The 12,619-nt window shown below is 68.5% G+C and carries 10 protein-coding genes and 2 tRNA genes; 5 read left to right on the top strand and 7 right to left on the bottom strand.

From position 1 onward, the window contains the following. Positions 1-37: 37 nt before the first annotated feature. Positions 38-2,662: a valine--tRNA ligase gene (locus tag AB0H82_RS01930; protein WP_362987679.1), complete on the bottom strand. Its 2,625-nt coding sequence runs from the start codon at positions 2,660-2,662 to the stop codon at positions 38-40. 159 nt (positions 2,663-2,821) lie between these two features. Between AB0H82_RS01930 and AB0H82_RS01925 the strand changes: the two genes are divergently transcribed. The 4 genes from AB0H82_RS01925 (at position 2,822) to AB0H82_RS01910 (ending at position 6,835) form a co-directional block, all read left to right on the top strand. Then, positions 2,822-3,757: a hypothetical protein gene (locus AB0H82_RS01925; protein ID WP_362987677.1), complete on the top strand. Its 936-nt coding sequence runs from the start codon at positions 2,822-2,824 to the stop codon at positions 3,755-3,757. Between the two features lie 184 nt (positions 3,758-3,941). Then, positions 3,942-4,982, top strand: a complete 1,041-nt coding sequence (locus tag AB0H82_RS01920) for a hypothetical protein (RefSeq protein ID WP_362987675.1) — start codon at positions 3,942-3,944, stop codon at positions 4,980-4,982. 91 nt (positions 4,983-5,073) lie between these two features. Further along, positions 5,074-6,000 carry a hypothetical protein gene (locus AB0H82_RS01915; protein WP_362987673.1) on the top strand — a complete coding sequence of 309 codons (927 nt, stop codon included), beginning with the start codon at positions 5,074-5,076 and terminating at the stop codon, positions 5,998-6,000. A gap of 43 nt (positions 6,001-6,043) precedes the next feature. After that, positions 6,044-6,835, top strand: coding sequence for a hypothetical protein (locus AB0H82_RS01910; protein WP_362987671.1), 792 nt, complete (start codon positions 6,044-6,046; stop codon positions 6,833-6,835). Between the two features lie 86 nt (positions 6,836-6,921). Here AB0H82_RS01910 and clpX read toward each other — a convergent pair whose 3' ends face one another. The 5 genes from clpX to AB0H82_RS01885 form a co-directional block, all read right to left on the bottom strand. Further along, positions 6,922-8,208 (bottom strand): ATP-dependent Clp protease ATP-binding subunit ClpX, encoded by a 1,287-nt coding sequence (gene clpX / locus AB0H82_RS01905; protein ID WP_362987669.1) that lies wholly within the window; start codon positions 8,206-8,208, stop codon positions 6,922-6,924. A 166-nt stretch (positions 8,209-8,374) separates the two neighbouring features. After that, entirely contained in the window at positions 8,375-9,070 is a 696-nt protein-coding gene (locus AB0H82_RS01900; protein ID WP_362987667.1) for an ATP-dependent Clp protease proteolytic subunit, read from the bottom strand. A gap of 61 nt (positions 9,071-9,131) precedes the next feature. Then, complete coding sequence (locus tag AB0H82_RS01895; RefSeq protein WP_190329594.1) at positions 9,132-9,737, bottom strand: ATP-dependent Clp protease proteolytic subunit; 606 nt, start codon at positions 9,735-9,737, stop codon at positions 9,132-9,134. Positions 9,738-10,096: 359 nt separating this feature from the next. Further along, positions 10,097-11,485 carry a trigger factor gene (gene tig / locus AB0H82_RS01890; RefSeq protein ID WP_362987665.1) on the bottom strand — a complete coding sequence of 463 codons (1,389 nt, stop codon included), beginning with the start codon at positions 11,483-11,485 and terminating at the stop codon, positions 10,097-10,099. Positions 11,486-11,656: 171 nt separating this feature from the next. After that, positions 11,657-11,733: transfer RNA gene (locus tag AB0H82_RS01885), tRNA-Pro, on the bottom strand. 154 nt (positions 11,734-11,887) lie between these two features. On the opposite strand from AB0H82_RS01885, the gene AB0H82_RS01880 reads away from it, so the two are divergent. After that, positions 11,888-11,958, top strand: a tRNA-Gly gene (locus AB0H82_RS01880). A 63-nt stretch (positions 11,959-12,021) separates the two neighbouring features. On the opposite strand, the gene AB0H82_RS01875 is transcribed toward AB0H82_RS01880, so the two are convergent. Continuing rightward, the gene (locus tag AB0H82_RS01875) at positions 12,022-12,216 is read right to left on the bottom strand and encodes a hypothetical protein (protein ID WP_055570088.1); all 195 of its coding nucleotides are present in this window, start codon (positions 12,214-12,216) and stop codon (positions 12,022-12,024) included. Between the last annotated feature and the right edge of the window lie 403 nt (positions 12,217-12,619).

Genomic DNA, 12,619 nt, shown 5'->3' with positions numbered 1-12,619 from the left:
CCTGTGCCGGTCCCGGGGCCTTCGCGTGCGTACGCGGTTACGCGGCCGGCAGCGCCTCCAACTGCGCCTGCAGGCGGGCGATGTCGGCCTCCGCCTTGGTGAGGCGGCCGCGGATCTTGTCCACGACCTGGTCGGGGGCCTTCACCAGGAACGCTTCGTTGCCCAGCTTCGCCTCGGCCTGTGCCTTCTCCTTCTCGGCGGCGGCGAGGTCCTTGGCGAGGCGCTTGCGCTCGGCCGTCACGTCGATCGTGCCGGACAGGTCGAGCGCGACCGTCGCGCCCGAGACCGGCAGTGTCGCCGTCGCCGTGAAGGCGTCGCCCTCCGGCTGGAGGCGGAGGAGCTGGCGGATGGCGGCCTCGTGCGGGGCGAGCGCCGTGCCGTCCAGGGTCAGGCGGGCCGGGACCTTCTGGCCGGGCTGGAGGCCCTGGTCGGCGCGGAAGCGGCGGACCTCGGTGATGACCTGCTGGAGGGTCTCGATCTCCTGCTCGGCACCGGCGTCGCGGAAGCCGCTGTCCGAGGGCCAGTCGGCGACGACGAGCGACTCGCCGCCGGTCAGCGCCGTCCACAGCGTCTCCGTCACGAACGGGACGATCGGGTGGAGCAGGCGCAGCGTGACGTCGAGGACCTCGCCGAGGACGCGGGCCGAGACCTTCGCGCCCTCGCCGCCCGCCATGAATGTCGTCTTGGACAGCTCGACGTACCAGTCGAAGACCTCGTCCCACGCGAAGTGGAAGAGGGCGTCGGAGAGCTTGGCGAACTGGAAGTCGTCGTAGAGCGCGTCGACTTCGGCGACGGTCGCGTTGAGGCGGGAGAGCACCCAGCGGTCGGTGGCGGACAGCTGCTCGGCCGGGGGCAGGTCGCCCTCGATCGTGGCGCCGTTCATCATCGCGAAGCGGGTGGCGTTCCAGATCTTGTTGGCGAAGTTGCGGGAGCCCTGGACCCAGTCCTCGCCGATCGGCACGTCCGTGCCCGGGTTGGCGCCGCGGGCGAGGGTGAAGCGCAGGGCGTCCGAGCCGTACTTGTCCATCCAGTCCAGCGGGTTGACCGCGTTGCCGAAGGACTTCGACATCTTCTTGCCGAACTGGTCGCGGACCATGCCGTGCAGCACGATCGTGTGGAACGGCGGGGTGCCGTCCATCGCGTACAGGCCGAACATCATCATCCGGGCGACCCAGAAGAAGAGGATGTCGTAGCCGGTGACGAGGACGGAGTTCGGGTAGAACTTCGCGAGCGACTCGGTCTGCTCGGGCCAGCCGAGGGTGGAGAACGGCCACAGGCCGGAGGAGAACCACGTGTCGAGCACGTCGTTGTCCTGCGTCCAGCCCTCACCGGTGGGCGCCTCGTCGTCGGGGCCGACGCAGACGACCTCGCCGTTCGGGCCGTACCAGACGGGGATGCGGTGGCCCCACCAGAGCTGGCGCGAGATGCACCAGTCGTGGAGGTTGTCGACCCAGTCGAAGTACCGCTTCTCCATCTCCTGCGGGTGGATCTTGACCTTGCCGTCGCGGACCGCGTCACCCGCGGCCTTCGCGAGCGGGCCGACCTTGACCCACCACTGCATCGACAGGCGCGGCTCGATGGTGGTCTTGCAGCGCGAGCAGTGGCCCACGGAGTGGGTGTACGGGCGCTTCTCGGCGACGATGCGGCCCTCGGCGCGCAGCGCGCCGACGATGGCGGAGCGGGCCTCCAGGCGGTCCAGGCCCTGGAAGGGGCCGTGCGCGGTGATCACGGCGTGCTCGTCCATGACCGCGATGTTCGGCAGGCTGTGGCGCTGGCCGATCTCGAAGTCGTTCGGGTCGTGGGCCGGGGTCACCTTGACGGCGCCGGTGCCGAACTCGGGGTCGACGTGCTCGTCGGCGACGACGGGGATCGTGCGGTCGGTCAGCGGCAGCTTGATCTGCTTGCCGACCAAGTGCTTGTACCGCTCGTCGTCGGGGTGGACCGCGACGGCGGTGTCGCCGAGCATCGTCTCGGCGCGGGTGGTGGCGACGACGAGCGTCTCGTCCCCCTCGCCGTACTTGATCGAGACGAGCTCGCCGTCGTCGTCCTGGTACTCGACCTCGATGTCGGAGATCGCCGTCAGACAGCGCGGGCACCAGTTGATGATGCGCTCGGCGCGGTAGATCAGCTCGTCGTCGTAGAGCTTCTTGAAGATCGTCTGGACGGCCTGCGAGAGGCCCTCGTCCATGGTGAAGCGCTCGCGGTCCCAGTCGACGCCGTCGCCGAGGCGGCGCATCTGGCCGGAGATCTGGCCGCCGGACTCGCCCTTCCACTTCCAGACGCGCTCGATGAACGCCTCGCGTCCGAGGTCGTGGCGGGACTTGCCCTCCTTGCCGAGCTCGCGCTCCACGACGTTCTGCGTGGCGATGCCGGCGTGGTCCATGCCGGGCTGCCACAGCGTCTCGAAGCCCTGCATGCGCTTGCGGCGGGTGAGGGCGTCGATGAGCGTGTGCTCGAAGGCGTGGCCCAGGTGGAGCGCGCCCGTCACGTTCGGCGGGGGGATGACGACGGTGTACGGAGGCTTCTCGCTCTTCTCGTCGGCGGAGAAGTAACCCCGTTCTACCCAGCGCTCGTACAGCGGCCCCTCTACCTCGGCCGGCGCGTACTGGGTCGGCAGTTCGGGAGTGGTCGCTGGGGGCTGCTGCTGAGCGTTCTCGGTCACCCGGCCAGTTTAGAGGGGTGGTGGAGCGGTCCCGAAACCGGAATGTTCGACATCGCTTTCGGTCTCGGGCTCCACGGGCCCCGGACTTCCTTCAGGATGACAGGGACACATCAGCGTTTCGGACCGGGATACATCAGCGTTCCAGGGGGACACCACGCCATGAGCCACCACCAGCCAGGCCCGTACGACGGACAGCAGCCCCAGCAGCCGGGGCCCTACGGCGGCCAGCAGCCCCAGCAGCCCGGCCCCTACGGGCAGCCCCCGCAGGGCGTCCCGCCGCAGCAGCCCCAGCCCGGCTACGGCTTCCCGCAGCAGCCCCCTCAGGCACCCCAGCAGGGCGGCTACAGCCAGCCCCAACAGCCCGGCCCCTACGGGCAGGTCCCGCCCCCGCCCATGCCTCCCGGTGGCGGTGGCGGCGGCAAGAAGAAGACCGGTCTCGTCATCGGCGCGGTCGCCGTGGTCGCCGCGCTCGGCGTCGGCGCGTACTTCCTCTTCGGTGGCAGCGACTCCACGTCGGTGGAGGACGACGGGGCGCACAAGCTGGTGCCGCCGGCCTCGGTGGGCGAGTACAAGAAGGGCAGCGACTCCGACTCCCCCGACGACGGCCCGCTCGGCTCCGGCGACAAGAAGAACGCCGAGGACATCGGCATCAAGAACCCGGAGAATGTGGCGGCCTCGTACGAATTCGGTGAAGCCCTCAAGGGGAAGCAGATGAGCTTCCAGGGCATGTACGGCGAGATCGACGACCCGGAGAAGGCCATCGACGACGGCTTCGCCAAGGCCGACGAGAACGCGAAGAAGGAGTCGGGCGAGGCCACCGGCGACGCGGACGAGAAGTTCGAGCTCGTCGGCAGCCCCGAGACCGTGGAGCCCGACGGACTCGACAACGCCGTCATGAAGTGCCAGACCGCGAGCATCTCGGAAGACGGCAAGGAGACGAAGCTGCCGATCTGCATCTGGGCTGATCACAGCACGTACGGGATCGTCTTCGGCATCGACGTGGAGGCGATGATGAAGGGCAGTGGCGGCATGGCCACGGACGCCGTCGCCTCCTTCGCGGCCGACCTGCGCAAGGCCGCCCGCGTGAAGGCGTAACGGGACCGGGCGCGGAGAGCGGACACAGCGGCCCGGGGCGGACGATCCGCTCCGGGCCTTCGTACGTCCGCTCTCTGGAACAGCCCTTCAACAACTCCGCATCGATCCGGTCCGTAGCCCCGACCCCGTACGCCCATCCGACAGGATGTTCGGAACACATAAGCATCGGGAGGGAACCCCAGCAATGAGCTACGACCAGCCGGGCCCGTACGGCGGGCAGCCGCCCCAGCAGCCCGGGCCGTACGGCCAGCCGCCCCAGCAGCCCGGCCCCTACGGCCAGCCGCCACAGGCTGCCCAGCCCGGCTACGGCTACCCCCAGCAGGCTCCCCCACCGCAGCCCCAGCCCGGCTACGGCTACCCGCAGCAAGCCCCGTACGGCCAGCAGCCCCACGCCCCCTACGGCCAGCAGCCGCACGCCCCCTACGGGCAGGTCCCGCCCCCGCCCCCGGGTGGCGGCGGCAAGAAGAAGACCGGCCTCGTCATAGCCGCCGTCGCCGTGGTCGCCGCCGCGGCCGTCGGCGGCTACTTCGTCTTCGCGGGCGGCGATGACGACGACAAGGGCGGCAAGAACGGCGGCTCGTCGAGCGTCGCGGGCGGCGGTGGCGAGGGCGGCATCAAGGACGACGGACCGCACAAGCTGACGACGCCGGCGATGGTGCTCGGCGAGTTCAAGAAGAGTGACGACAGCGGCAGCGGTGGCGGTGGCATGTCGTCGAGCGACATCGAGGACGCCGAGAAGTTCGGCGTGAAGAACGCCAAGGACGTCAGCGGCAATTACCAGTCGGGCGACGAGAGCAACCCGCTGGCGGTGAAGGCCCTCAACTTCGGCGGCGTCTACGGCGACATCGAGGACCCGGAGAAGGTCGTCGACGCCCTGTTCGGCGAGATGAAGAAGAACGCGGTCGACGGCGGCACCGACGAGGACGTGACGCTCGTCGGGGAACCGAAGGAGTTCAAGCCCGCCGGGCTGGACGGCGCGGTCCTCAAGTGCCAGGAGATGAAGGTCGACCTGGGCGGCGGCGCGGGCACGGCCGGCTCGTCGTCCGGCCCCTCGTCCGGCCCGAGCGAGATGTCCGCGGGCACCTGCGTGTGGGGCGACCACAGCACCGTCGGCTTCCTGGTGAACGTCGACGCGGCGGACGCCCTGGCGGGCAAGGCCGCCGATCTCGACGCGGCCGCGGCCACCACGGCCAAGTTCCGCGGGGAGGTCCGCGTCAAGATCTGACGCCTGTTCACGCGCGACGGCCCGGTCATTCGACCGGGCTCCGTTGCGTCAGGATGTCGGCAGCACCCAAGCGTTTCGGAGGGGAACCCCCATGAGCTACAACCAGCCGGGCCCGTACGGCGGGCAGCCGCCCCAGCAGCCCGGGCCGTACGGCCAGCCGCCCCAGCAGCCCGGCCCCTACGGCCAGCCGCCACAGGCTCCCCAGCCCGGCTACGGCTACCCCCAGCAGGCTCCCCCACCGCAGCCCCAGCCCGGCTACGGCTACCCGCAGCAGGCCCCCTACGGCCAGCAGCCCCACGCCCCCTACGGGCAGGTCCCGCCCCCGCCCCCGGGTGGCGGCGGGAAGAAGAAGACCGGGGTCATCATCGGCGCGGTCGCCGTGGTCGCCGCCCTCGGCGTCGGCGCGTACTTCGTCCTCGGCGGCAGCGACAGCGGGGGCGGCTCCTCCGTGGCGGACGACGGCCCGCACAAGCTGACGACGCCCGAGACGGTCCTCAGCGAGTACGAGAAGAGCAGCAACCAGTCCGGTGGCTTCAACTCCAGCGACATGAAGGCCGCCGAGAAGGCGGGCGTGACGGACCCCGAGGATGTCGACGCCGCCTACGAGGCGGGGGACGAGAGCAATCCCCTGTCGCAGAAGCTCATCCAGTTCATGGGCGTCTACGGCGAGATCGACGACCCCGGCAAGGTCGTCGACGGCATGTTCGCCAAGGTCAAGAAGGACTCGCAGAAGCCCGGCGCGAAGACGGGCAAGCTGGTCGGCAGCCCCAAGGACTTCAGCACGGACGACGCCGTGCTCAAGTGCCAGGAGTCAGTGATCAAGAACGACAACCCGGGCAGCGGCTCGTCCTCGGCTCCCAAGGAGATCCACATGCCGGTCTGCATCTGGGGCGACCACAGCACCGTCGGCGTCGTGGTCCCCATCGCGGTCTCCGACGCCATGGCGGGCAAGATCTCGCTCGACGACGCCTCGGCCACCGCGCTGAAGTTCCGCAAGGAAGTCCGCGTCAAGTCCTGACGCGGCCCGCACCACCGCACAGCCAACGAGGGGAACCCACGCAGTGAGCTACAACCAGCCCGGCCCGTACGCCGCACAGCCCCAGCAGCCCGGCCCGTACGGCCAGTACCCGCAGGCCCCCTACGGCCCGCCCCCCGTCCCCCCGCAGGGCGGCGGCAAGAAGAAGACCGGGCTTGTCATAGGCGCCGTGGTCGTGGTGGCGGCGCTCGCTGTCGGTGGGTACTTCGTCTACGACAAGGTCAGCGCCTCCTCCGTCTCCGACGACGGCAAGACGTACAAGCTGACGGCGCCCGAGACCGTGCTCGGCAGCTACAAGAAGGACACGTCGGCCGGTGACGCCGGCGGGATGTCGTCGAGCGACCTCGCGGACCTGGAGAAGAAGGGCGTCAGCAACCCCAAGGACGCCCACGCCGCGTACAACTACGGCAAGGGTGCGGCGATGAAGTCCCTCAACTACTCCGGTGTGTACGGCGAGATCGACGACCCGGAGAAGGTCGTGGACGCCATCTTCGCCGAGATGGAGAAGGACTCGGCCAGGACCGAAGGCGGCCTGAAGCTCATCGGCAGCCCGGAGGAGTTCACTCCGGACGGTTTCGGGAACGGCATCATGAAATGCCAGAAGGCCGAGTTCAAGATGGGTGAGACCGGCGCGGACGACCAGGGCGTGCCGAACAGCTTCCAGACGCCGATGTGCGTCTGGGGCGACCACAGCACGGTCGCGTACGCCACCTACTCCGACGCCGCCACGACCGGCAGCGGCGCGGAGATCTCCCTGGACGACGTCGCCACCCAGGTCGCGAACCTGCGCGACGACGTCCGCGTAGAGGTCAAGTAGCGGCGTCGAGCAGCGGCAGAGGGCGGGCAACGGAGAGGGGCCCCCGGCGATCGAAATCGCCGGGCGCCCCTCTCCGCGTAAGAGAACTACGCGGACTTCTGCTCCCCGGCGCCGCCACCGCGCACGTCGCGTGGCACCAGCGTCGGGTTCACGTTCGAACGGACGACGTCCGACGTGATGACGACGCGGGCCACGTCCTTGCGGGACGGGACCTCGTACATCACCGACTGGAGGACTTCCTCCATGATGGCGCGCAGGCCGCGCGCGCCGGTCTGGCGGAGGATCGCCTGGTCCGCGATGGCCTCAAGCGCCTCGCGCTCGAACTCCAGCTCCACGCCGTCGAGTTCGAACAGGCGCTGGTACTGCTTCACCAGCGCGTTGCGCGGCTCGACGAGGATCTGGAGCAGGGCCTCGCGGTCGAGGTTGTGGACCGAGGTGATCACGGGGAGGCGGCCGATGAACTCGGGGATCATCCCGAACTTCACCAGGTCCTCCGGCATGATGTCCTCGAACTGGTCCTTCTCCTCCAGCTCGCGCTTGGAGCGGATGGTGGCGCCGAAGCCGATGCCCTTCGCGCCCGCCCGCGACTCGATGATCTTCTCAAGGCCGGCGAAGGCGCCGCCCACGATGAAGAGCACGTTCGTCGTGTCGATCTGGATGAACTCCTGGTGCGGGTGCTTCCGGCCGCCCTGCGGAGGCACGGAGGCCGTGGTGCCCTCCAGGATCTTGAGCAGGGCCTGCTGGACGCCCTCGCCGCTCACGTCGCGCGTGATCGACGGGTTCTCGCTCTTGCGGGCCACCTTGTCGATCTCGTCGATGTAGATGATCCCGGTCTCGGCCTTCTTGACGTCGTAGTCAGCGGCCTGGATGAGCTTCAGGAGGATGTTCTCCACGTCCTCGCCGACATAGCCCGCCTCCGTCAGCGCCGTCGCGTCCGCGATGGCGAACGGGACGTTCAGCATGCGGGCGAGTGTCTGCGCGAGGAGTGTCTTGCCGGAGCCGGTCGGGCCGAGCAGCAGGATGTTGGACTTCGCGAGTTCGATCGCGTCGTCACGGCCCTGTGCGCCGCCGTTCTCTCCGGCCTGGACCCGCTTGTAGTGGTTGTACACCGCTACCGAGAGGGCCTTCTTCGCGGGCTCCTGGCCCACGACGTAGCCCTCAAGGAATTCGTAGATCTCGCGAGGCTTGGGGAGTTCCTCCCAGCGCACCTCGCTCGTCTCCGCGAGCTCTTCCTCGATGATCTCGTTACAGAGGTCGATGCACTCGTCGCAGATGTACACACCGGGGCCTGCGATGAGCTTCTTGACCTGCTTCTGACTCTTTCCGCAGAACGAGCACTTGAGCAGATCGCCGCCGTCACCGATGCGTGCCACGAGGTGCTTCCCCTTCGCCTGGGAGACGCCACGTTCAGCGGCTCCTGGTGCCTCTATCCGACGGTACCTTGCCGGGCCCCCCGTTCGGGCCCCCCTTGGCACGGTTCACTTCGACGCGAGTCGTGCGCGAACCGTGCCGAGGAGCGGCAGATGCTACAGCGCTGCGTCAGGCCACCGAGGAATTGTTCATCTTCCGGGTGGAGATGATCTGGTCGACCAGGCCGTACGCGAGCGCGTCCTCGGCCGTGAGGATCTTGTCGCGCTCGATGTCGTCGCGGATCTTCTCGATCGGCGTCGTGGAGTGCTTGGCCAGCATCTCCTCCAGCTGCGCACGCATCCGGAGGATTTCGTTGGCGGCGATCTCCAGGTCGGAGACCTGACCGCGGCCGGTCTCGCTGTAGGGCTGGTGGATCAGGATCCGCGCGTTCGGCAGGGCCATGCGCTTGCCCGGCGTACCGGCCGCGAGGAGCACGGCGGCGGCGGACGCGGCCTGGCCCATGCAGACGGTCTGCACGTCGGGCTTCACGAACTGCATCGTGTCGTAGATGGCCGTGAGGGCCGTGAACGAGCCGCCCGGGCTGTTGATGTAGATCGAGATGTCGCGGTCCGGGTCCATCGACTCCAGGCACAGGAGCTGCGCCATGACGTCGTTGGCGGACGCGTCGTCGATCTGCACGCCGAGGAAGATCACGCGCTCCTCGAAGAGCTTCGCGTACGGGTCGTACTCGCGCACGCCCTGCGAGGTGCGCTCGACGAAGCGCGGGATCACGTAACGGGACTCGGCGCTGGCGCCGGTGAACTCGGCCTGGCCGCTCTCGGCCTGCGCACGCCCGAGGAGGCCGCTGCCGGGGAAGTGGTTCATCTCTGAATCTCCTGAGAAGGGAGGGGCTTGGGTGTCGGCTTCGGGGCGCTGAGCACGGGGCTCAGGCTCCGGTCCCGCCCCCGCCCGGCATGCCGGCGGCGCTGGACATGATGTCGTCGATGAGGCCGTACTCCTTGGCCTCCTGCGGGTCGAACCAGCGGTCGCGGTCCGAGTCGCGCGTGACCTGCTCGACGGTCTGGCCGGTGTGGAAGGCCGTGAGCTCGGCCATCTTCTTCTTGGTGAGAAGGAGGCGCTCGGCGTGGATCTTGATGTCCGACGCGGAGCCGGCGAGGCCCGCGGACGGCTGGTGGATCAGGATCTCGGCGTTCGGCAGGGCGAAGCGCTTGCCCGGCGTGCCGGCGCTGAGCAGGAACTGGCCCATGGAGGCGGCCATGCCCATCGCGATCGTCACCACGTCGTTCTTGATGTACTGCATGGTGTCGTAGATCGCCATGCCGGCCGTGATCGAGCCGCCGGGGCTGTTGATGTAGAGGTAGATGTCCTTGTCCGGGTCGGAGGCAAGGAGCAGCAGCTGTGCGGTGATCTTGTTGGCAATGTCGTCGTCGACCGGCTGGCCGAGGAAGATGATCCGCTCGCCGAGCAGCCGGTTGTAGACCTGGTCGCCGAGGCCACCACCGATGGAGGGGTCGCCGGCGGCGGAGGGCATCAGATTCGTCACGTATCCACCTGCTCGTCTTACGACGGCGCCGGGCCGTCTCACGTCTTCAGCTGGGGCGCGGGGGCCCGCGTGCGGCGCCGCTCCGGGGCGGCGTCGGGGACTCCCCTGCCCTCGTATTCATGGACCCTAACGCGCAGGGTCCTCCGGGGAATCCCGGAGAGCCAACTGTTCGCTGTGAGCGCAGGTCGCGCCCCGTCAGGGCCGCGGGCGCGTCTGCCGCCGGAGGGTCGATGGCGGGTGCGGCTTGTGTGTGGTTGCTCGCGCAGTTCCCCGCGCCCCTAAAAAAGCACCGGGCCCCCGGGACCATGAAGTCCTGGGGGCCCGGCGTACGCGCGTCAGAGCGAGGCTCAGGCCTCGGTCTTCTCGTCGGCCTTGTCCTCGGCGGAGTCCGAGGTCGCCTCGACGGTCTCGGCCGTCTCGTCCTCGTCGTCCTCAAGGTCGACGACCTCGCCGTTCGTGTCCTTGACCGTGGCGGCCTCGACGACGACCGCGAGGGCCTTGCCGCGGGCGACCTCGCCGACCAGCATCGGGACCTGGCCGCCCTCGACGACGGCCTGGGCGAACTGGTCGGGGGACATGCCGGAGGACTGCGCGCGGCGCATGAGGTGCTCGGTGAGCTCCTCCTGGTTCACGTTCAGCTTCTCCTTGTTGACGAGCTCGTCGAGGACGAACTGCGTCTTGATGCCCTTCTCCGCCTGCTCCTTGGTCTCGGCGTCGAACTCTTCCTCGGTCTTGCCCTGGATCTCCAGGTACTTCGCGAGGTCGAGGCCCATCTGGCCGAGCTGGTGGTTCACCAGGTTGTGCTTGCGGGTCTGGATCTCGTCCGCGAGGAGCTTCTCGGGGACGGGGACCTCGACCAGGTCGAGCAGCTTCTCCAGGACGCGCTCCTGGGCCTGCGTGGCCTGGTCGTACTGCTTCATGTTCTCAAGACGCTTGCGGCTGTCGGCCTTGAGCTCGTCGAGGGTGTCGAACTCGGAGGCGAGCTGCGCGAAGTCGTCGTCCAGCTCCGGCAGTTCACGCTTGGCGACCTGGGTGACCTTGACGGTGACCTCGGACTCCTTGCCGGCGGCCGAGCCGCCCTTGAGCTCGGAGGTGAAGGTGGCCTCGCCACCGGCCTCCAGGCCCTTCACGGCGTCGTCGATGCCTTCGAGGAGCTCGCCGGAACCGATCGTGTAGGACACGCCGGAGGCGACGCCGTCCTCCAGGACCTCGCCGTCGACCTTGGCCTGCAGGTCGATCGTCACGACGTCGCCGTCCTCGGCGGCACGCTCGACCGGGGACGTGGAGGCGAAGCGCTCGCGCAGCTCCTCGACGGCCTTGTCGACGTCCTCGTCGCTGACCTCGATGGCGTCGACCTCGACCTCGATGCCGGAGTAGTCCGGGATCTCGATGGTGGGACGGACGTCGACCTCAGCGGTGAAGTTGAGGGTCTCGTTGTCCTTGAGCTCGGTGATGTCGACCTCGGGCTGGCCCAGGACGTTGAGCTCGGCCTCGTTGACGGCCTCGGTGTAGAACTTCGGGAGCGCGTCGTTGACGGCCTCTTCGAGGACGGCGCCACGGCCGAACCGCTGGTCGATGACTCGGGCCGGGATCTTGCCCTTGCGGAAGCCCTTCACCGTGACCTGCTGGTTGATCTTCTTGTAGGCCGCGTCGAGGCTGTCCTTGAGCTCCTCGAAGGGCACCTCAACAGTGAGCCGAACCCGAGTCGGGTTCAGGGTCTCCACGGCGCTCTTCACGGTTCGGTCTCCTTGGGGCTGACTTCTTGGGATTCTGCCCGGCTCAGAGACACACGGGCACACAACTTGCATAGTAACGGCAAGCGGGAGCCGAGCCACAATGCGATCTTCGGCGGAGCATCGCGGAGAGGAACGACGGACCTCGTGCGGGTCTCGCAGGGAGGAACAAGGTGGTCGGGGTGGCGGGATTTGAACCCACGGCCTTCCGCTCCCAAAGCGGACGCGCTACCAAGCTGCGCCACACCCCGTCGGTGCGACACGTAGGGTACATGCCCGCAGGCAGTGCGGCTCCCGGTTAAACGGGGCGGGATGCGGCGGGATGCGAGGGGGCACGTGCGGGCGGGCCCCGGGACCCGCTACGATGCCTGTCGTGCCGCGGCTTCCGCTCGTGGCGCGAACTGTGCGGGCGTAGCTCAATGGTAGAGCCCTAGTCTTCCAAACTAGCTACGCGGGTTCGATTCCCGTCGCCCGCTCTTCTGGAGAAACCCCAGGCCGGTGACGGTCTGGGGTTTCCGCGTTCCCCGGCCCGTCCGGACTCAGAAGCTGATCGAGTTGATGGTCTCCGCCACTTCGTTGAGGAAGCGGTTTATGGACGGAGCCATGCCCGTGGAGGCGAGGAAGAAGCCGAAGAGCACCGCGACGATCGCGGGGCCCGCCTTGAGCGATCCCCCGCGGATCAGCACCACAAGGATGATCGCCAACAGCAGCACCACTGACAGCGAAATGGCCACACTGATCACACCCTAGGTCGGTCGCTCTCCCGGCCCGGGGGGTACGGCCCCGCACTCCCCCGCCAGAAACCATCGTGCCACCAACGGGCGCCCTCCATGCGGCCGGTGACACATCGTCGGCCAACGCTTTCCGACCCCGGCGCGCGGGGGCGCCCTGCGGGGGCACGTGCGGCGCACTGCCGCACAGCAATTCGACGGCTTGCGGGCACCGTGAATTCAACGTGATCGTTGCCATCGCCACACACGACGTTCGCAAGAAATTCCAATTCGGCCAACCGGACATTTCACCGGAGTCACCCGGGGGCGTTATGCACCATTTAAACCGGATGAGTTGTGACGTACCGGACGCGGCGTCCGCGCATACTGCCACATCTCTTTGTCGACTCTCTTTGTCACCTCAGCC

Origin of the sequence: Streptomyces sp. NPDC050732 (genome assembly GCF_040654255.1) — a bacterium.
Taxonomy (GTDB): domain Bacteria; phylum Actinomycetota; class Actinomycetes; order Streptomycetales; family Streptomycetaceae; genus Streptomyces.
Note: the sequence above shows the minus strand (reverse complement) of the source record. Positions and strands in the feature narration are given on the sequence as shown.

Coding starts and splice junctions, on each gene's coding strand:
- AB0H82_RS01925 (WP_362987677.1), top strand. CDS start 2,822: ATGAGCCACCACCAGCCAGGCCCGTACGACGGACAGCAGCCCCAGCAG.
- AB0H82_RS01915 (WP_362987673.1), top strand. CDS start 5,074: ATGAGCTACAACCAGCCGGGCCCGTACGGCGGGCAGCCGCCCCAGCAG.
- AB0H82_RS01920 (WP_362987675.1), top strand. CDS start 3,942: ATGAGCTACGACCAGCCGGGCCCGTACGGCGGGCAGCCGCCCCAGCAG.
- AB0H82_RS01895 (WP_190329594.1), bottom strand. CDS start 9,737: ATGCCCTCCGCCGCCGGCGACCCCTCCATCGGTGGTGGCCTCGGCGAC.
- AB0H82_RS01900 (WP_362987667.1), bottom strand. CDS start 9,070: ATGAACCACTTCCCCGGCAGCGGCCTCCTCGGGCGTGCGCAGGCCGAG.